Below are 19,340 nucleotides of genomic sequence, written 5' to 3'. Positions count from 1 at the left end.
AGCGCCGCCGTCGTCGTCGTCTTGCCGTGGTCAACGTGGCCAATCGTGCCCACGTTCACGTGCGGCTTCGTGCGTTCAAACTTACCCTTTGCCATCGCGCAGTCTCCGTTCTTCTCTATCGCCGGAACAGGGCGCCGATCGGGCGCCATTCAAAAAACGAAAAAGGCCGCGGGCAACGCTCCTGGAGCGCCGCCGCAACCGTTTTGGATGCTCCGCGTCAGCGAAGGACCCGGTAACCGGTCTCCGCAGAAGGCGTCGAGCCGGCGGAAACCGCCGCGCTCGTCCCCGCTGCGCAGGACATTCGCTGGAATCCGGCGGCTCGGGACTCCGAACCGCCGACTTCCGAATCTGGTGCCCACGAATGGAATCGAACCATCGACCTCACCCTTACCAAGGGTGTGCTCTACCGACTGAGCTACGTGGGCAAAAAACTACCGACTGGAGCGGGTGAAGGGAATCGAACCCTCATAGGAAGCTTGGAAGGCTTCTGCTCTACCATTGAGCTACACCCGCCTCACCCGCGAATCGAATATTGGTGGAGGGAGGTGGATTCGAACCACCGTAGGCGTAAGCCAGCAGATTTACAGTCTGCCCTCGTTGGCCGCTTGAGTATCCCTCCGCCATGCTCCGTTCCGGCTTGTGCCCGGAAAGGGCCGCGTATTCTCGTCGCCGAGTCCCGCTGCGTCAAGGCGATTGAACGAATTTCTCTGCGTTCGATCGCCGCCGGTGACGCGGCCGCGCCGCTGGGGCCACACTAGGCCGGTGCGCATGGCCGCCTCCAGGCGGCATGCGGCACGGGTGCGCCGCCTGACGGCGACGCCGTGAACGAGAACCGCCACAGGCGGTCGATGGGGGAGAAGACGATGATGAAGACGACATCGCGCCGCGGTGCGATCGGGCTGTTGCTGTTGTCGCTGGCCTGCAGTGGCTGCGGGCGATCCGAGGTCGCCGGCGGATCACCGGCGCCGGCGATCCCGCCCGAGCAGGATTCGATCGACGGAGAACTCGGCCTCGCTGCGCTGGATGCGGGCCGCTGCGATCCGACCGACCCGCACTACTGCCTGTATCCGTGGCCGAACGACTATTACACGGTCGCCGATGACCGCACCGACACCGGGCGACGGGTCGCGCTGACCACCCTGTCGATGCCGAAGAACGTACTCGGCAAACCGATCGATCCCGCCGAGTGGAACCGCAACGACGGCTTTTCGCCCGGGCAGCTGATCCTGGCCCGTGTCCCCGGCCTGGATCTCGCCCGCACCGGCGCCGTGCCGATCACCGACCTCGCCGACGCCCGCCGCGCCGAGCAGCCGGTCGTCGTGATCGACGCCGATACGCTCGAACGGCAGCCGGTCTGGTCCGAGCTCGACGCGAACCTGACGAAGTTCACCGCCTGCGACAGCGGCAAGCCGCTGGCCGCGCTCGCCGAACTGGTCGGCATCGAGCCGCTGGCCGGCCTGGCGCAGACGCTCGGCGAGATCTGCGCGGCACTGCCGCTGCCGGACACCGGACTCGGCGATCCCGGCCCGGCCCTGATGATCCGGCCGGCCGTCAATTTCCGCGAAGGCCGCCGCTACATCGTCGCCCTGCGCCGGCTCAAGGATGCCGACGGCGCCACGATCGAAGCCTCGCCGGCGTTCCGCATCTACCGCGACAACCACCGCAGCGACAACGCCACGATCAATGCGCGCCGGCCGCACATGGAGGCGCTGTTCGCGACCCTCGCCAGAGCCGGCATCGCCCGCGACTCGCTTTATCTCGCCTGGGATTTCACCATCGCCAGCCGGCGCAATCTCAGCGAACGCGCCCTGCATATGCGCGACGAGGCGCTGGCGAATCTCGGTGGCGCCGCGCCGGGCTTTACCGTCGACAGCGTGACCGAACACAGCGCCGATGAAGACCCCGACATCGCCCGCGAGATCAGCGGCACGCTGACGGTGCCCTCGTACCTGAGCCTGCCGAACGGCGCGCCCGGCTCGCGCCTGCGCTACGGCGACGACGGCCTGCCGGAGCAGAACAGCAGCGCGCCGACGATGCGCGTGCCGTACACCTGCATGCTGCCGCGCGCGGCGTTCGGCGACGCCGACAGCGCCGCCAGCGCGACGCGCGCCGTGCCGGCCCGCATCTCGCTCTACGGGCATGGCCTGCTGGGCAGCCACGACGAAGTCGGCGCCGGCAATGTCCGCGACATGGCGCAGGAGCACGACATGGCGTTCTGCGCGGTCGACTGGATCGGCATGTCGTCCGGCGACATCGTCAACGTCGCGACGATCCTGCTCGACATGTCGAACTTCCCGACGCTCGCCGACCGCGCGCAGCAGGGCTTCCTGAACTTCATGTTCCTCGGCCGCGCGATGCTCGGCGCCGACGGCTTCTGCGCGGATCCGGCGTTCCGCGTCGGCCAGACCTGCGTGCTGGATCGCGCCGAGCTGTTCTACGACGGCAATTCGCAGGGCGGCATCATGGGCGGCGCGCTGGTCGCACTGTCGCCGGACATCCGCGCCGGCGTGCTCGGCGTGCCGGGCATGAACTACTCGACCCTGCTGCGCCGCAGCGTCGATTTCGACACCTACGCCGCATTCCTCTACGCCGCGTACCAGCACTCACTCGACCAGGCGACGGTGCTGTCGCTGATCCAGATGCTGTGGGATCGCGCCGAGGCCAACGGTTATGCGCAACACCTGCGCGCCGACGATCCGCTGCCGGGCGCGCCCGCCAAGCGCGTGCTGCTGCACGTCGCCTTCGGTGATCATCAGGTCAGCATGTGGACGGCCGAAGTCGAGGCCCGCACGATCGGTGCACGCATCCACTGTCCGGCCGTGGTCGGCGGGCCCGACCCGCAAAGCGGCGACAAGGTGCAGGCCGGCGCCAACCCGGCGGTGACGGCCGAGATGGCGGCCGCCCCCACGCTCAGCTTCGGCCGCCGCCATCCGGACGACGCGCCGTACTACGGCCTCGATTGTCTCGGCGCCGGGCGCAACGGCGGCTCGGCGATCATCGTCTGGGACAGTGGCCCGACCGTGCACGCCGACGGCTCGCCCGCCGAGAACGGCGTCGCCCCGCCGCCGATCGACAACCGGCCGCCGCGCCCCGATCTCGGCTACGGCGCCGACCCGCACAGCTTCCCGCGCTCGACCGTGGCGGCGCGCCTGCAGAAATCGGAATTCCTGAAATCCGACGGCGCGGTCGTCGATACCTGCGCCGGCCGGCCGTGCGCGACGCGCGATTTCGATACCTCGCCGCCCTGAGCGGCGCACGCCAGCGCCCGCCGCCGGACGGCGGCGGGCGCGCGCCTCAGCCTTCGCGGGCGATCGCCCGATAGCCGATGTCGCGACGGAACTGCGCGCCGGCCCAGCCGATCCGGTCGACCGCCGCGTAGGCGGCCTTCTGCGCCTCGCGCACCGTCGCGGCACGCGCCACCACGCACAGCACGCGCCCGCCGGCGGTCTGCACCGCGCCGTCGTCGCGCAGCGTGGTGCCGGCGTGGAAGACCTTGGCGGCGCCGAGGTCGGCATCGAGGCCGGAAATGACGTCGCCCTTGCGGATCGGGCCCGGGTAGCCGGCCGCGGCCATCACCACACCGAGCGCCGGCTGCGGATTCCAGACCGGCCGCACGGCGTCGAGGCGACCGTCGACCGCGGCTTCGAGCAGATCGAGCAGATCCGAGTCGAGCCGGAACAGGATCGGCTGGGTCTCCGGATCGCCCATGCGCACGTTGAATTCGAGCACGCGCGGCTCGCCGCGGCCGTTGATCATCAGGCCGGCGTAGAGAAAGCCGGTGAACGGCGCGCCCTCGTCCGCCATGCCGCGCAGGGTCGGCTCGATGACCTCGCGGCAGGCGCGCGCATGCACGTCGGCCGTCACCACCGGCGCCGGCGAGTAGGCGCCCATGCCGCCGGTGTTCGGGCCGGTGTCGCCGTCGCCGATGCGCTTGTGGTCCTGCGAAGTCGCCATCACCACATACTGCTGGCCGCTGGCGACGACGATGAAGCTCGCCTCCTCGCCATCGAGGAAGTCCTCGATCACGACACGCGCACCGGCCTGACCGAGCATGGCGCCGCCCAGCATGTCGCGCACCGCGGCCTGCGCCTCCTCGATCGTGGTCGCGACGACGACGCCCTTGCCGGCCGCCAGACCGTCGGCCTTGACGACGATCGGCGCGCCGCGCGCGGCAACGTAGGCCAGCGCCGGCTCGATCTCGGTGAACACGCGGTACTGCGCGGTCGGAATGCGATGCCGCTCGAGGAAATCCTTGGTGAAGGCCTTCGAGGCTTCGAGCTGCGCGGCGGCACGGGTCGGCCCGAAGATACGCAGGCCGGCGGCCTGGAACGCGTCGACCACGCCGAGCGCCAGCGGCGCCTCGGGGCCGACCACGGTGAAGCCGATCCCTTCGCGCTGCGCCAGCGCCAGCAGGCCGGCGACGTCCTCGACCGACACCGCCGCGTTGCGGCACTTGGCTTCGCGGGCGGTACCGGCATTGCCGGGCGCGACGATCACCTCGGCGACGCGCGGCGACTGCGCGAGCTTCCAGGCCAGCGCGTGCTCGCGCCCGCCGCTGCCGATCACCAGTACCTTGAGCGTTTCAGCCATGACCCACCGCGCTTGCCGAAAAAAGGGGCGCTAGGGTAGCGGAAAGGAAAAACCCGCGGGGCCTTGCGGCCGCCGCGGGCGATGAAAATCCTGCTGCCGGCTCAGCGCGGCAGGATGGCGTTGCCGTCGATGCGCACCTGCTCGCCGACCGTCAGGCCGTTGAGCGCCGGAACGTTGATGACACGGGCGTTGCCGGTCTCCATGGTGACCGTGACGTCGTAGGTCGTGGTGGCACGGATCTGCTGCTCGGCCATGTGGCCGCCGACCGCGCCGGCGATCGCGCCGAGCACGGTCGCCGCATCCTTGCCCTTGCCCTTGCCGAACTGGTGGCCGATCACGCCGCCGGCGACGCCGCCGGCGACCGCGCCGGCGCCGGAGCCTTCGCCCTTCTGGCGGACTTCGGCGATGTTGCTGATCGTGCCGCAGTCATAGCAGACCTGCGGTTGCGGCGCGGGCGCCGGCGCGGGTTCGGCGACCGGCGCAGGCCTCGGCTTCGGTTTCGGCTTCGGCGCGGGGGCCGGCGCCGGCTGCACCGGCTCGGCGGGCGCCGGTTCGCTCGGCGCAGGCGCCGGCGTGGTTTCGGTCGGCGCCGGCTGCTGGGCCGGATCGGTGACCGGCGGCGCCTCCTGCGGCTTGCTGCAGGCGGCCAGCGTCAGCGCCAGCAGCAGCGCAGCGGACGCGGAACGCAGAAAACGGTTGTTCATGTAAGCCCCCTCTCGAATGCGGCGGATGCCGATGGGCGCGGACTGTAGACGGCATCGATGAGCCGAAACTGAACTGCGCGGCCGCCGCAATCGCCGCCTCGACACCATCGAGGCCCAAGCATCGCGCGCCGCCGCAGGCCGGCGCAAGGGCCGGACCGGCGTTTTCGCTCAGGGCTGCGCGGACAGGCGCGCGCTGGCGATCGAAAGCCGGTAGATCAGGGTCTCGGCGAAAACCTTGTAGAAGCGCAGCTGGCAGTCGCGCGTGGTCTGCTCGAGGCGCGACGCGTTGACCTTCAGCGCCAGCACGCGGGTCGTCGCGATCACCGTCGCGGTGCGCTTGTGGGTCGACAGAAAGCCGATCTCGCCGACGCAGTCGCCCTTGTCGAGCAGGTGCAGCAGCTTGCCGCGCTTGCGAATCTCGGCGCGGCCGAGCGCCATGATGAAGAAGGCGGTGTCGATCTCGCCTTCGCGGATCAGCGCCTCGCCGGGACTGTAGGTGACCATCTGGCTGGCACCGAGGATCTCGTCGATCTCCTCGTCACTGAAGGCGCTGAAGAAGCGCAGGCGGCGCAGCGAATCGTGCGACTCGCGGCGACTGACCTGGCGGTCCGTGGCGCGCAGCCGGTCGAACAGGCGGCTCAGCGTCGAGGCCAGCTCGCGACCCGACTGGAAGCGCTGCGCCGGATCCTTCAGCAGCAGGCGCTCGACGAGCTCCGAGACCGCCGCCGGCAGCTCGGGCTTGAACTCGCGCAGCCGCGGCGCCGGCGTGTGGCGGATCGCCCGGAACAGCCGCGGAATGTCCGGCTCCTGGAACGGCGGCACACCGGCCAGCAACTGGAACAGGACCGCGCCCAGCGAATACAGGTCGCTGGCCGGCCCGAGCCGCTCGCGACGGATCTGCTCCGGCGACATGTACAGCGGCGAACCGAGCACGCCGCGGGCTTCGCCGGGCACCGCGCTGCGGCCGGTGATCTCGGCGATCGAGAAGTCCATCAGCTTCGGCACGCCGTCGCGCGTCAGCATGATGTTGCTCGGCTTGATGTCGCGATGCAGGACGCCGCGACCGTGTGCGTAGTCGAGCGCCTTGGCGCACTTGAAGGCGATGTCGAGGACCTGGGCCAGCGGTGCGCGCGGGCCGGCGGGCCGGCACAGCGGCTGCAGCGTATGGCCGTCGACGTACTCCATGACGAGGTAGCTCAGCTCGGCTTCGACGCCGGCGTCGTACAGCGCGACGATATGCGGATGCTGCAGCAGGCCGGCGGCGCGGGCCTCGGCGAAGAAGCCGCGACCGCGCGCGCGCTCCGGATCGGCGCCCGGATCGTGCAGCGCGACCTTCAGCGCGACCTCGCGCTGCAAGAACGGGTCGAGGCCCTTGAAGACGACGCCGCAGGCGCCGCGGCCGATCTCGCCGAGCAGCTCGTACTTGCCGATCTGGGTGGGCGCTGCCGCCCTGCGTCCCGCGGAATGCTCTTGCTCGCCCATGCCTCGCGCCCCCGACGTCGCAGCATAGCTGCCGGCGTCAGCAGCAGCCAGGCAGCTTCAGGACAAACCGCCGATCGTGTCGTGGAAGGCGACGAACGCGCGCAGGCAGCGGTCGGGCGTCTCGACGTGCGGATAGTGGCCGGCGGCGTCGATCATGACGACATCCGGCGACGGCACCAGCTCGCGATAGCGCGCCGCCATCGCCGGCCCGGCCACCGGATCCTGGGCGCCGCAGATGAAACGCATCGGCACGCCGGCGTCGAGCAGCGCGCCGGACCAGCGCCGGCGCTGCTGGCGGCGCTCGTCGACGTAGCCGAGCAGGTCGCGCAGCACGCGCTGGCCCTGGCTCAGCGTGATCAGCGTCCAGTAGTCGTGCAGCTCGATCAGCCCGGGGCGGGTCTGCGCACCGAACAGCGGCAGGAACGAGCGCGCGAAGAAGCGCGGGCCGCTCAGCCGCGCGAGCAGCGGACCGAACGGACTGCGCAGCAGATGCTGTGCGCGCCGTTGCCGGCTCGCCTCCGGAAACAGGCCGCCGTTGAGGAAGACCGCGCTGAGCGGTTGCGTGCCGGGGGCCGCGGCGCCGGCGGCGCGGCGCTCGATCGCGCGGGCCAGCAGCTCCTGGGCGATGCAGACGCCGTAGTTGTGCGCGAGCAGGTGCACGCGCCGCACGCCGCGCGCGGCGAGCAGGCGCTCGGCAAGATCGGCCTGCTCGGCGACGCCGTAGCGGTGCGGATACGGCTTGTCGGAAAAACCGAGTCCGAGCAGATCGAAGGCGATGACGTGCCCGAAGCGCTTGCAAAGCCCCGGCCACAGACCCTCGTAGTCCCAGGATGCGGTCGGAAACCCGTGCAGCAGCAGCAAGGCTTCGTCGCCCTCGCCGTGCGGATGAATGAAGATCCGGTGCCCGTCGAAATCGAAGGCGGCGCCCGTGTCGCGCCAGCGCGTCAGGCTCATGCGCGCCTCACGCCGCGCGCGCGTGACGGACGATGAACGCGGCCGCCTCGCGCAGCGCCGCGTCGGCTTCCGGCAGCTTGCCGGCGAACGCCTGCCAGACGTGCCAGAGACCGTGCCAGACGCGCAGCTCGACCGTGCCGCCAGCGGCCTGCGCCCGCTCGGCGAAGCGCAGCGCGTCGTCGTAAAGGATTTCGGTATCGGCGACCTGGATCAGCAGCGGCGGCAGGCCGTGCAGATCGGCATACATCGGCGAGGCCAGCGGCGTGTCGGCCGGCTGCGCGCCGAGATAGGCGGCGGCCGCTTCGCGCAGCGTGTCGGCGTCGAGCACCAGCTCGCTGGCGGCGTGGCTGCGGATCGACTCGCCGCGCAGGCCGAGATCGGTCCACGGCGAGAACAGCACGACCGCGGCCGGGGCCGGCAGACCGGCGTCGCGGATCTGCAGCGCGCAGGCCAGCGCCAGACCGCCGCCGGCCGAATCGCCGCCGAGCACGATCGTCGCCGGATCGATGCCGCGCTCGAGCAGGCCGCGATACGCATCGAGCGCATCCTGGCTCGCCGCCGGGAACGGATGTTCCGGCGCCAGCCGGTAGTCGACCGCGGCGACGCGCGCCTGCGCCCAATCGGCGAGCCGCGCGTTGACCGCGCGATAGATGCGCGCCGCGCCGACGATGTAGGCGCCGCCGTGGAAATACAGCAGCACCCGCCGCGGCGTCTGGCGCGTCGAGCTGACCCACTCGATCGGCACGCCGCGCAGGGTATCGGCGGCGATCTTCGTGCACCTCACCACCGGCAGCCGCGTCAGCGCCGCGACGCGCAGCAGCAAGCGCCGGCGCAGTGCCACCGAGCGGCCGGCCTGGAAGATCGGCGCAAGCAGCCAGCGGACCGGACGCCGCCAGGCCAGGGCACGCAGGGAGGGACGCTGACTCATCGCCGGCAAGCATACCGAAAGCATCGGGCACTTCTGTACGGCCCGGCGGCACTCAGCGTGCGTCTCCCCAGTCGAGCCACAGGCGGCCGTCGCGAAAGACCCGGTCCCGCTCGGCCAGACCGGTCTCGTCGTTGTCGAGGCGGCGGTGCACCTGGGCCGGAGGCTGCAGCGGGGCGTCGCGACCGGCGGTGAAGCGCTGTTCGCCGACCAGCACGCGATAGGCCTTGTCGAGCGCCAGCGCGCGCTCGCGCGAGGGCAGCGTCAGCGCGCGCAGATCGGCGCCGCGCACCGCCGCTTCGTCGAGACGGCCGCCCGGAAACCAGCGCGCGAGCACTTCCGCGTTGGCGCGAAACTCGTCGCCGCCGTGCGCGCGGCGGAAGTAGGCGAGGATCTCCGGCTCGCGCTGGCCGGCCTGCGCGACCGGGCGCAGCCCGGCCAGCGTCTGGTAGCCCCAGCCTTCGGCGCCGGGGCGCTTGCGCGGGAACGAAAAGCTCTGGTCGACGGTGACGCCGAGGTTGCTGTGGCAACCCATGCAGAAATAGTGCTCCTCGTCGGTCTGCAGGCGCAGGCGCCCGGCGGCGTCCTCGATGAAAGCCTGCAGCTGCCAGCCGTGCTCGTTGAGCAGGCCGGTCTCGGCACGGCCGGCAAAGTGCGGCAAGGCGCCGACCGCCTTGGCCTGGCGTTCTTCGGCGTAAACGTTGGCGAGCGCGTCCGGCGTGTAGTCGCCGCGCTTGACGCTGTAGCGCAGCTCCTTGAGACGCGCCGCGATGAAATCCGGCGCGTCCGGATCGAGGTAGCGCACGCTGTGCAGGAACTCAGTGCCCTGCGGATACAGCCAGCGGCGCACGGCGATCGGCGCGACCGTCGCGTAGCGCACCGGCAGGCCGCGGATCGTGTCGACCGTGCCGCCGACACGGCCGTCGCCGTCGAGATCGAAGCCGGCGACATCCTCGGACAGCGGCTCGACGCGGCGCACGAGCTGCGCGTCCGGCACCGTGTCCGGAACGGCGAGCGCCGCCTCGAGGATCGCCAGGTTGACGCGGTAGCGCTCGACCGAATAGCGGCCGTCGGCGTCGCTGTAGAACGCTGCCGGCAGGCGGATGAAGACGTCGTCGGCCGAACCGTTGCTTGCCCAGAACGTGCCGGGGAACGGCATGTAGCGGAACGCGCGCCAGCGCGAGTCGTCGCGGGCGAAGCCCTGCTCGTCGAAACCCGCCCGCAGATCCAGATCCGGGCGCCAGCCAAGGTAGTCGCGCCGCGTCGCCAGCTGCTCGCGCAGCGGCGTGTAGTTGTCGGCACGCACCCAGGCCAGGATCTCGTCGTTACCGATCGTCGCGATCGCGGCGCGTCGATCGACGAACAGGTTGGTCCAGTGGTTGGTCTGCGCGGCGGCGCTGAACGCATAGCGGACCTGCAGGTCCGCGTCGTCGGCGCGGTTGTGGCCGTTGGCCGCGGTATGGCAGACCCAGCAGGGATTGGCGGCGCCGTCGGTGCGTGTGTAGCAGGCGGCGACGACCGGCGCCTCGCGGTTGTCGAAGCGGCCCGCCGCGGCGCGCGCCGCGGCCAGCGGATCGAAGGCCGCGGGCGCGGCCGGCGGCGACGCCGGCTTGCAGGCAGCGAGCAACGCCAGCAGCAGAGTGGCGCCGAGGGCAGCGACAGTCGTGGCACGCATCGGAACGGGACGCAGGGCGCGAGGAGCGGACGGAACCGGCGGCATAATACGCGGCCAGAACCCGAGCCGGACCCTTCCGAGCGTGAGCAGCCCCGTCGTCTATTCCGTCCGTGCCGCCGACCTTCGTGCCCATCTGTACGAAGTCCGCTGCACGATCGCCGCGCCCGACCCGGCCGGCCAGCGCTTCCATCTGCCGGGCTGGCTGCGCGGCAGCTATCTGGTCCGCGATTTCGCCAAGCACGTCGTCGAGCTGCGCGCCGAGAGCCGGGGCGAAGCCGTGGCCGTCGAGCGCCTCGACAAGCGCTCACTGCGCTGCGCGCCGGCCGCCGGCGCACTGACGCTCGTCTACACCGTGCACGCCTTCGACGAATCGGTGCGCAAGGCCTGGCTCGATACGCGCCGCGGCTTTTTCAACGGCAGCTCGCTGTTCTACTGCCCGCAAGGCTTCGCGCACGGCCCGTTCGAGCTTGACCTGCAGGCCCCGGACGATGCGCTGGCCGCGGCCTGGCGCGTGGCGACGACGCTGCCGGCCGTCAAGCTCGACGCCCGCGGCTTCGGCCGCTACCGCGCCGAGGACTACGAGGCGCTGATCGACCATCCGGTCGAGATGGCCGATTTCCAGCGCGTCGACTTCGACGTCGACGGCATCCCGCACGCGCTGGTGCTGTCCGGCCGCGTCGAAGCCGACCTGCCGCGCGTCGCCGCCGATCTGGCGCGCATCTGCCACGTCGAGCGCGAGCTGTTCGGCCAGCAGCCGGCGCTGCCGCAGTACCTGTTCCTGACCAACGTCGTCGCCAGCGGCTACGGCGGCCTCGAACACCGCGATTCGACGGCGCTGATCTGCTCGCGCGGCGACTTCCCGCGCGCCGGCGACGCCAAGCTCGGCAAGGACTACCGCACCTTCCTCGGCCTGTGCAGCCACGAGTACTTCCATCTCTGGAACGTCAAGCGCATCACCGCCGCGAACTTCCTGGCGTCCGATCTCGGCAGCGAGGCCTACACGCGCGACCTCTGGCACTACGAGGGCATCACCTCGTACTACGACGATCTGTTCCTGCTGCGCGCCGGCCTCATCGACGCGGCGAGCTACCTCGACGTCGTCGCCGAGCAGGCGACGCGGCTCGAACGCACGCCGGGGCGCCTGCGGCAGACGCTCGCCGATGCCAGCTTCGAAGCCTGGATCAAGTACTACCAGCCGGACGACAACACCCCGAACGCGGCGGTCAGCTACTACGTCAAGGGCGCGCTCGTCGCGCTGTGCCTGGATCTGCGCCTGCGTCGCGACGCTTCGATCTCGCTCGACGACGTGCTGCGCGAAGCCTGGCGGCGCTGGGGCGCGAGCGGCAGCGGCGTGCCGGAAGGCGGTCTCGAAGCGCTCGCGCAGGAGCTGTCCGGCCTCGACCTGCGCGCCTTCTTCGATCTGGCGCTGCGCTCGACCGACGAGCTGCCGCTCGCCGAGCTGCTGGCCGATTTCGGCGTGCGCGCAGCACGGCGCGCCGCGGTTTCGGAAACCGATGCCGGCGGATGGGTCTCGGGTGAAGCGCCGCGCAGCTGGGCCGGCCTCAAGCTGCGCAGCGGCGATACGCGCGTGCTGCATGTCTTCAGCGGCAGCCCGGCCGAGCGCGCCGGCGTGTCGGCGAACGACCAGATCGTCGCGCTCGACGGCCTGCGCGTGACGCCGGCGAACTGGGCCGCGCGCGTCGCCGCGCTCGCGCCCGAGCGCGCGTATCCGCTGCAGGTGTTCCGCAACGACGAGCTGCTGACGCTCGAACTCGCGCCGGTCGCGCCGCCGCATGACACCTGGACGCTGACGCTGACCGACGCCAGCGACGCCATCGCCGCGCGCCGCAAAGCCTGGCTGGGCGTCTGACGTGCTCGACCTGATCGTCAAGACCGTCCTCGCCTACCTGCTCGGCACGCTGATGGGCGGCCAGCTGATCGGCCTGCTGCGCGGCGGCGTCGACCTGCGCAAGCTCGGCAGCGGTAATGTCGGCGCCACCAACGCGCTGCGCACGCAGGGCACCGGCTTCGCGCTCGGGGTGCTGGCGATCGACGTGCTGAAGGGCGTCGCCGCCGTGCTGCTGATCCCGCACCTGCCGGCCCTGGGCACGCCGCTGCTGGCGCTGCGCGAGCAGGCCTACGTCTGCGGCGTCGCCGTCGCGCTCGGCCATTGCTATCCGGTGTTCTACGGCTTTCACGGCGGCAAGGGCGTGGCGACGCTGGCCGGCGTGTTCGGCGCGCTGCTGACGGCGGCGCTCGGCTGGATGCTCGGCGTCTTCGCGCTGCTGGTCATGTTGAGCGGCTACGTCAGCCTCGCCACGCTCGGCGCCGCGGCCGCCGCCGTCGTCTGGGTGGCCTGCGCGCAACCGTCCGGGCTCGCCTCGCCGGCCGGGTACTTCACGCTGGCGATGGCGGCGCTGATCGCCTGGAAGCACCGCGAGAACATCGGCCGCCTGCTGCAGGGCCGCGAGCACCGTTTCGAGAAAGCGAGGGTCCTCGGCCGATGGCTGTCGCGCTGAACGAAGCCGAACTGCTGGCACTGGTCGACGCGCTCGCCGACGGCGCCTGGCATTCCGGCGAGGATCTGGCGGCGCGCTCCGGCATCACCCGCGCGGCGCTGGCCAAGCGCATCGACAAGCTGCGCGACTGGCAGCTCGCGCTCGAATCGCGACAGGGCCTCGGCTACCGCCTCGCCGCGCCGCTCGAACGGCTCGACGCCGCGCAACTGCAGGCCGCCGCGCCCGGCCTTCGCGTCGCCGTACAGCCGGTCGTCGACTCGACCAGTTCGCGCCTGCTCGAGGCCGATCCGGCGCAGGACCCGCAGGCACTGTTCGCCGAGCTGCAGACCGCCGGCCGCGGCCGGCGCGGTCGGCAATGGATCTCGCCGTTCGGCGCCAATCTGTACGTTTCGATCGCCTGGTCGTGGCCGAGCTGGCCGCGCGCGCTCACCGCGCTGTCGCTGGCCGTCGGCGCCGAATGCGCACTGGCGCTGCGCGAACTGGGCCTGTCCGGCGTCCGGCTCAAGTGGCCGAACGACCTGCTGGTCGACGGCCGCAAGCTCGGCGGCATTCTCATCGAACATCGCGGCGAAGCCGGCGGCGGCTGCCGCGTCGTCATCGGCATCGGCGTGAACCTGCACATGGACGCCGCACAGGCCGACGGCGTGACGCAACCCTGGATCGATCTCGACTCGGCGATGGCCCGGCTCGGGCGCAGCGCGCCCGGCCGCAATGCGCTCGCCGGGGCGCTGCTGCGGCGTCTGCAGCAACGGCTGCTGGCCTATCCGTCGACCGGTTTCGCGGCCGTCGCGGCCGACTGGGCCGACCTCGATGCAAGCCGCGACGCCGCCGTGCGCATTCACAACGGCGAGCAGATCACCGACGGCATCGCGCGCGGCGTCGATGGCGACGGCGCGCTGCTCGTCGACACCGTTGCCGGCCGCGTCGCCGTGCACGCCGGCGAAGTCAGCCTGCGCCTCGCATGAGCAGCGCGAGCAAGCTCCTGATCGACGTCGGCAATACGCGCCTGAAGTGGGCGCTGATCCGCGACGGACAGATGACGGAAACCGGTGCGGTGCTGCACGACGGCGAACCGGCGCGCACGATCGCCGAGCTGCCGGCGGCAACAGTCGACGCCGTATGGATGGCCCACGTCACCGGCGACGCGCACGAAGCGGCGCTGCGCGAGGCGGTGCGCCTGCATTTCGCCGTGACTCCGCAGCTCGCCCGCAGCGCCGCCGAGTGGCGCGGCCTGCGCAATGCCTATCGCGAACCACAACGGCTCGGCGTCGACCGCTGGCTGGCGATGGTCGCGGCCTGGTATGCACGCCGCGGCGCGGCCTGCGTGGTCGACGCCGGCACGGCGCTGACCATCGATGTCATCGCTGCGGACGGTCGCCACTGCGGCGGCCTGATCGCCGCCGGGCTCGAAACCCAGCAGCGCGCCGTGCTCGGCGCGACCCGCTTCGCGACGCGCGCAGCCGGCGTACCGTACGGCGGTGGCCTCGGCGACGACACCGAGAGCTGCGTGCGCCAGGGCGCGATGCTCGCCTGCCTCGGCGCGATCGACCGCGCGCGCACACTGGCGGGAGCGGACGCTGTCGGTCTGCTGACCGGCGGCGATGCCGGCACGCTCCGTGCGCATCTGGACGCAAGCTGGGAAACGCGTCCGCAGTTGGTCCTCGAAGGACTGAGGGCTTTGTCGGAAAACGCCTAATCGGACTACGCTTCGTCGGTCGGCGCCGGCCGTTGGACGGCCGGGCAGGCCGCGATCCGGGGACATGAGCATGCTGCAGACTCGGAGGGAAAAGGAAAACCCATGAAGCAGCATCGGACGTATCGCCGGCATCAGCGCGGCGCGGCTGCCGTGTTCGTCGCGGTCAGCATCGTCACCCTGTTGATCGCCACGCTGCTCGCCATCGAGGTCGGGCGCCTTTATTTCGCCCATCGTGAGCTGCAGCGCATGGCCAATCTGGCTGCGCTCGACGCCGTCCGTGTCGCCAGCGGCTGCAACCGCGACACGCTGCCGACGCAGAGCGAGATCGACAGCGCGGTCCAGGCCAGCCTGTCGCGCAATGCCGGCAGTAACGGCGTACCGACATCGAGTGCTGAAGTCGGCAAGATCACGACGGATCGCCAGCAAGGCCTGGGCTCCGGGGTCTCTCGCTATCTGGTGCCTGTCGACATCACCGACGCGACGGCGATGCGCGATGCGCACGGCGTGCGGGTGACGCTGACGCGCCCGTTCCCGAGCCAGCTCATGCCGCTGTTCACGCCGTCGACCGGCAACATGGTGGCGTCGGCGACCGCCGAGCAGACGGCACTCGGCAGCCTGCGCATCGGCACCACGCTGCTGAGTCTCAACGACGGCGTCGTCAACGGCCTGCTGTCGGCATTGCTGGGGGGCTCGGTGTCGATCGGCGCGGTCGGCTACCAGGGCATCGCGTCCGTCAATCTCACCGTCGAGCAGCTGGCGCTCGCGCTCGGCGTGGACGTGAAGGATCTGTCGGATCTGACGGCGCTCAATGCCCACGCGCCGATCCTCAGCAATGTGCTGAACAATCTGCTCGGCGCCCTGGGCACGACGGTCAGCGCCGAGGTGCGCGATTCGCTGCAGAACCTCGCCGGCCACACCACGAACAACACGCCGATTCCGCTGGGCGCGATCCTGCAGCCGGTCGGCGCCGTGGTCTCCGGCATCCCGTTCGTCAACCTCGGCGATCTGCTGATGGCGCTCGCGCTGGCGGCCAATGCCGATCCGAGCGGCAGCGTCAAGCCGATCGCGATTCCGGGGCTCAATCTGAGCTTGCTCGGCGTCAACCTGAACGTGTTCCTGCAAGTGCTGGAACCGCCGCAGCTGAGCCCGCTCGGCCGCGCCGGACTGACCAGCGCCAGCACCGCGCAGATTCGCCTGAAGACACGCCTGCAGCTGAACACCGTCTCGGACATCGTCGCCGGCTTGAACCTGCTGCTCAAGACCATTGGCCTTGGGGGCCTCCTCTACAACGCCGACGTCGTCGTCGACCCGGTCCGGGTCGGCATCGATCTCGAGGTCGCGCCAGCGACCGCCTATCTGGACCGCATCGGCTGTCCGCGCGTCGGCACCAACAACGGCAAGCCGGTCGCCAACCTCAGCGCGAAGACCGGCGTCGCGACGCTGAAGCTCGGCACCTTCCTCGGCAACGCCAGCAGCGCGCCGGATCTCGCCCAGACCAAAGCACCGATCACCGCCGCGCACATCGGCCCGGTCTGCGCGCTTCTCTGCCTCATTCCGCTCGGGACCTTGTCGCTGAACGTCAATGTCACGCCAGGCCCGGTGTCCGTGCCGGTCGGCAGCGAGGCGATTTCGCCGTTGCCCTTGTCCGTCACCCAGTTCACGCGCCTGAACAATCTTCCGGCACACAGCACGCCCACGTATCGCGCCGACGGCGTGCCGCCGAGCGCGGCGGTCGCCGACAACCCGCAGACGGTAAGCTCGGGCCAACTGCTCGGCTCGGCGCTCGGTGGCCTCGTCAGTTCGCTGAACCTCGTCGTCGAGAAGGATACGTCGCAGGCCACGCCCGGCCTGCTCGATCTGCTGAGCGGCATCCTCGCCGCCCTGGTCAACACCCTGGTCGATCTGGTGAAGACGGCACTCGGCCCCGTGCTGACCGGTGTCGGCGGCCTGCTCGACGCGATCATCGATCCGCTGCTGCGCTTGCTCGGGATTCAGGTCGGACAGGCCACCGTGATCATGGACCTGGTCACCGTCGATCAGCCGCAGATCGTCACCACGGCAGTGCCGGTCGTGATCGTGCCCTGACGCTGGTGCGCGAGGCGCTTAGACTGTGCGCCTTTCGCGCATCGTCTCATGTCCGTACCTCTGCCTCCGCTTCCGGTTCTCGACAGTCTTCCGGCCTTGCGCACGGCGCTGTCGGCTGGCAGCGGCGCCGTCCTCGCCGCGCCGCCGGGCTCCGGCAAGACGACGGTCGTGCCATTGGCGCTGCTGGATGAGCCGTGGCTGCGCGGCAAGCGCATTGTCATGCTCGAACCGCGCCGCGTCGCCGCACGCGCCGCCGCCGCGCGCATGGCGGCGTTGCTCGGCGAGACGGTCGGCGAAACGGTCGGCTACCAGATCCGCTTCGAGCGCCGCGTCGGTGCGCGGACGAGAGTCGAGGTTGTCACCGAAGGCCTGCTGGCGCGGCGTCTGCAGGCGGATCCGGAACTGCCCGGCGTCGGCCTCGTGATCTTCGACGAGTTCCACGAACGCAGCCTCGATGCCGATCTGGCCCTGGCGCTGACGCTGGACGCGCGCGCGAACCTCAACCCGGAGCTGCGCGTGCTCGTGATGTCGGCGACGCTCGACACCGAACGCGTCGCCGGCCTGCTCGACGACGCGCCGGTGATCGAAAGCGGCGGGCGGCTTTATCCGATCGACGTCCGTTACGCGGCAGCGGCGATCGACCGGCTGGCCCGCGACCACGGCGAGCAGGTGGCCCGGGGCGTGCTGCGGGCGCTCGACGAAAATGCCGGCGACATTCTGGCTTTCCTGCCCGGCGCGCGGGAAATCCGGCAAGCGCAGGGCGTGCTGTCGACGCGACTCGGGGCGGACGTCGCCGTACGTCCCTTGTATGGCGACCTATCGTCACAGGAACAGGACTTGGCCTTGCAGCCGGATGCCGCCGGGCGGCGCAAGGTGATTCTGGCCACCAACATCGCGCAAACCAGTTTGACGGTCGAAGGCGTGCACACCGTCGTCGACGGCGGACTGGTTCGCGTCGCCCGTTTCGACCTCGCCGCCGGCGCCAACCGCCTCGAGACCGAACGTGTTTCACGGGCCTCAGCCGAGCAGCGCGCCGGACGCGCTGGGCGCCTCGGCCCCGGCGTGTGCTACCGACTGTGGAGCCGCGAACAGCACGCGAGCCTGATGGCGCATGACACGCCGGAAATCCTCGCCGTCGATCTGACGCGATTCGCGCTGGAACTTGCGGCCTGGGGCGTCGACCGCACCCAGAGCCTGCGCTTTCTCGATCATCCGAGCGACACGAACTGGCAGTATGCGCGCGAGCGCCTGCACGATCTGGCGGCGCTCGATGCCTCAGACCGCATCAGCGCGCATGGCCGGGAGCTGATGCGCCTGCCGGCAAGTCCGCGCCTCGCCCACATGCTCGTCATGGCCAGGAAGAACGGCCTTGGCGGCGTCGCGGCCTGGACCGCGGCCAGTCTTGAAGCACGCGACAGCACCGGCGGCAGTGATCTGGCCCAGGTCGTCCGCGACTATGCCCGCGGCCACGGCGACCCGCCTGGTCGGCGTCGGGTCGCCGAGTCGGCGCGGCAATTCCAGCGCATCGCCGCGATCGACGACGTCCCCAGCGAGGTGCGTGATCAGGATGTCGCGCGCTGCATTGCCTGGGCCTACCCGGAGCGTATTGCCCAGCGCCGAGCCGGCACCCGCGGCGCGCAGGAAGTCGCCTTTCTATGCGCCGATGGCGGAGAAGCCCGCATCCGCGAAATCGATCCGCTGGCGCATGCCGATTGGCTCGCGATCGCCCAGTGGGATCCCGGCCCACCGCGACGGATCCGCTCGGCGATCGCGATCGAGGCTGAGGACTTGCTGCGCGATCAGCAGGAAAGCCTGCAATGGCAACAAATCGTTGCCTGGAATCCGCAAAGCGAGTCGGTGCTCGCCGAATCGCAGCGCAGGCTCGGCGCGATCGTGCTCGAACGCAAACCGTTGCCGCTGAAGGACATCGCGGAGCTGGTGGCGGACGCGATGCTCGCCGGGATTCGCTCGATCGGCTTGCATGCGCTGCCCTGGACCGATGCCGCTCGCCAGATGCAGGCACGCATCGCGTCGCTGCGCCACTGGCGTCCGGAAGAAGATTGGCCGGATGTCAGCGACGTTGGCCTCGCAGCTCGCCTGGAGCAATGGCTGCGGCCTCATCTGACCGGGATCAGCCGCCGCGAGCATCTCGACCGGCTCGACGTGGAGGAATTGCTGCGCGCGCAGCTCGACTACCGCCAGCAGCAGGATCTGCAGCGTCTGGCGCCGACGCACATCGAGGTGCCGAGCGGCTCGCGAATTCGCCTGGACTATCGTGCGGGTGAAGCGCCGGCGCTTGAAGTGAAGCTGCAGGAGATGTTCGGCAGCCACGACACGCCGACCGTCGATGGCGGGCGCACGAAGGTCGTGCTGCATTTGCTGTCACCCGCACAGCGGCCGATCGCGGTGACACAGGACCTCGCAGGTTTCTGGACGCGAGGCTACGCCGAAGTGCGTAAAGATCTGCGTGGCCGCTATCCGCGGCATCCGTGGCCTGAGGACCCGCGCACGGCGATCCCGACCCGACGCGCAAAGCCGCGCGGGACGTAAGGTCACGGTTCTGAGCATGTAGCGCCCGGGCGGGGATCGACGCGCAACAAAAAACCCCGATGCATTGGCATCGGGGTTGTTTGTGTTTAAGACCCTGGCAGTGTCCTACTCTCACATGGCAGCTGCCACACTATCATCGGCGCTGAGTCGTTTCACTTCC

14 protein-coding genes and 3 tRNA genes are annotated in these 19,340 nt (G+C 70.5%); 7 read left to right on the top strand and 10 right to left on the bottom strand.

The genetic code is table 11. The annotated features are described in order from the left end of the window. The 4 genes from K343_RS24245 to K343_RS0117920 form a co-directional block, all read right to left on the bottom strand. Positions 1 to 95 (bottom strand): GTP-binding protein (locus tag K343_RS24245; RefSeq protein ID WP_043113128.1); only part of this gene is annotated, 95 nt, incomplete at its 3' end. A 254-nt stretch (positions 96 to 349) separates the two neighbouring features. Then, positions 350 to 425, bottom strand: a tRNA-Thr gene (locus K343_RS0117930). 14 nt (positions 426 to 439) lie between these two features. Further along, positions 440 to 513: transfer RNA gene (locus K343_RS0117925), tRNA-Gly, on the bottom strand. Between the two features lie 20 nt (positions 514 to 533). Beyond that, positions 534 to 619, bottom strand: a tRNA-Tyr gene (locus tag K343_RS0117920). Positions 620 to 863: 244 nt separating this feature from the next. Between K343_RS0117920 and K343_RS22780 the strand changes: the two genes are divergently transcribed. Beyond that, positions 864 to 3,248 carry a hypothetical protein gene (locus K343_RS22780; RefSeq protein WP_154662651.1) on the top strand — a complete coding sequence of 795 codons (2,385 nt, stop codon included), beginning with the start codon at positions 864 to 866 and terminating at the stop codon, positions 3,246 to 3,248. 46 nt (positions 3,249 to 3,294) lie between these two features. On the opposite strand, the gene purD is transcribed toward K343_RS22780, so the two are convergent. The 6 genes from purD to K343_RS0117885 form a co-directional block, all read right to left on the bottom strand. Beyond that, positions 3,295 to 4,590, bottom strand: coding sequence for a phosphoribosylamine--glycine ligase (gene purD / locus K343_RS0117910; RefSeq protein ID WP_028009236.1), 1,296 nt, complete (start codon positions 4,588 to 4,590; stop codon positions 3,295 to 3,297). Positions 4,591 to 4,691: 101 nt separating this feature from the next. After that, positions 4,692 to 5,294 (bottom strand): glycine zipper 2TM domain-containing protein, encoded by a 603-nt coding sequence (locus K343_RS23685; protein WP_051278697.1) that lies wholly within the window; start codon positions 5,292 to 5,294, stop codon positions 4,692 to 4,694. Positions 5,295 to 5,462: 168 nt separating this feature from the next. Further along, on the bottom strand, positions 5,463 to 6,776 hold the full coding sequence (locus K343_RS0117900) for a serine/threonine-protein kinase (protein WP_028009235.1): 1,314 nt from the start codon (positions 6,774 to 6,776) through the stop codon (positions 5,463 to 5,465). A gap of 57 nt (positions 6,777 to 6,833) precedes the next feature. Further along, entirely contained in the window at positions 6,834 to 7,730 is an 897-nt protein-coding gene (locus K343_RS0117895; protein ID WP_028009234.1) for an alpha/beta fold hydrolase, read from the bottom strand. Between the two features lie 7 nt (positions 7,731 to 7,737). Beyond that, positions 7,738 to 8,658 carry an alpha/beta hydrolase gene (locus tag K343_RS0117890; protein WP_028009233.1) on the bottom strand — a complete coding sequence of 307 codons (921 nt, stop codon included), beginning with the start codon at positions 8,656 to 8,658 and terminating at the stop codon, positions 7,738 to 7,740. 52 nt (positions 8,659 to 8,710) lie between these two features. Further along, positions 8,711 to 10,330: an Aq_1262 family (lipo)protein gene (locus K343_RS0117885; protein ID WP_028009232.1), complete on the bottom strand. Its 1,620-nt coding sequence runs from the start codon at positions 10,328 to 10,330 to the stop codon at positions 8,711 to 8,713. A gap of 82 nt (positions 10,331 to 10,412) precedes the next feature. Here K343_RS0117885 and K343_RS0117880 point away from each other — a divergent pair, with 82 nt between their 5' ends. The 6 genes from K343_RS0117880 to hrpB all read left to right on the top strand — a co-directional run bounded on the left by K343_RS0117880 (position 10,413) and on the right by hrpB (position 19,180). Next, positions 10,413 to 12,200 carry a M61 family metallopeptidase gene (locus K343_RS0117880; protein ID WP_028009231.1) on the top strand — a complete coding sequence of 596 codons (1,788 nt, stop codon included), beginning with the start codon at positions 10,413 to 10,415 and terminating at the stop codon, positions 12,198 to 12,200. A gap of 1 nt (position 12,201) precedes the next feature. Then, entirely contained in the window at positions 12,202 to 12,849 is a 648-nt protein-coding gene (gene plsY, locus K343_RS0117875) for a glycerol-3-phosphate 1-O-acyltransferase PlsY (RefSeq protein ID WP_028009230.1), read from the top strand. Beyond that, on the top strand, positions 12,834 to 13,814 hold the full coding sequence (locus K343_RS0117870) for a biotin--[acetyl-CoA-carboxylase] ligase (protein ID WP_051278696.1): 981 nt from the start codon (positions 12,834 to 12,836) through the stop codon (positions 13,812 to 13,814). Before plsY ends, K343_RS0117870 begins: the two co-directional genes overlap by 16 nt. After that, positions 13,811 to 14,545, top strand: coding sequence for a type III pantothenate kinase (locus K343_RS0117865; protein ID WP_028009228.1), 735 nt, complete (start codon positions 13,811 to 13,813; stop codon positions 14,543 to 14,545). The genes K343_RS0117870 and K343_RS0117865 overlap by 4 nt, the downstream gene beginning before the upstream one ends. Before the next feature lie 102 nt (positions 14,546 to 14,647). Beyond that, positions 14,648 to 16,630 carry a pilus assembly protein TadG-related protein gene (locus K343_RS0117860; RefSeq protein ID WP_028009227.1) on the top strand — a complete coding sequence of 661 codons (1,983 nt, stop codon included), beginning with the start codon at positions 14,648 to 14,650 and terminating at the stop codon, positions 16,628 to 16,630. A 48-nt stretch (positions 16,631 to 16,678) separates the two neighbouring features. After that, a complete protein-coding gene (gene hrpB, locus K343_RS0117855) occupies positions 16,679 to 19,180 on the top strand; it encodes an ATP-dependent helicase HrpB (RefSeq protein WP_028009226.1) in 2,502 nt (833 codons plus the stop codon). Positions 19,181 to 19,340 lie beyond the last annotated feature (160 nt).

Origin of the sequence: Solimonas flava DSM 18980, assembly GCF_000426685.1 — a bacterium.
Lineage (GTDB): Bacteria > Pseudomonadota > Gammaproteobacteria > Nevskiales > Nevskiaceae > Solimonas > Solimonas flava.
Note: the sequence above shows the minus strand (reverse complement) of the source record. Positions and strands in the feature narration are given on the sequence as shown.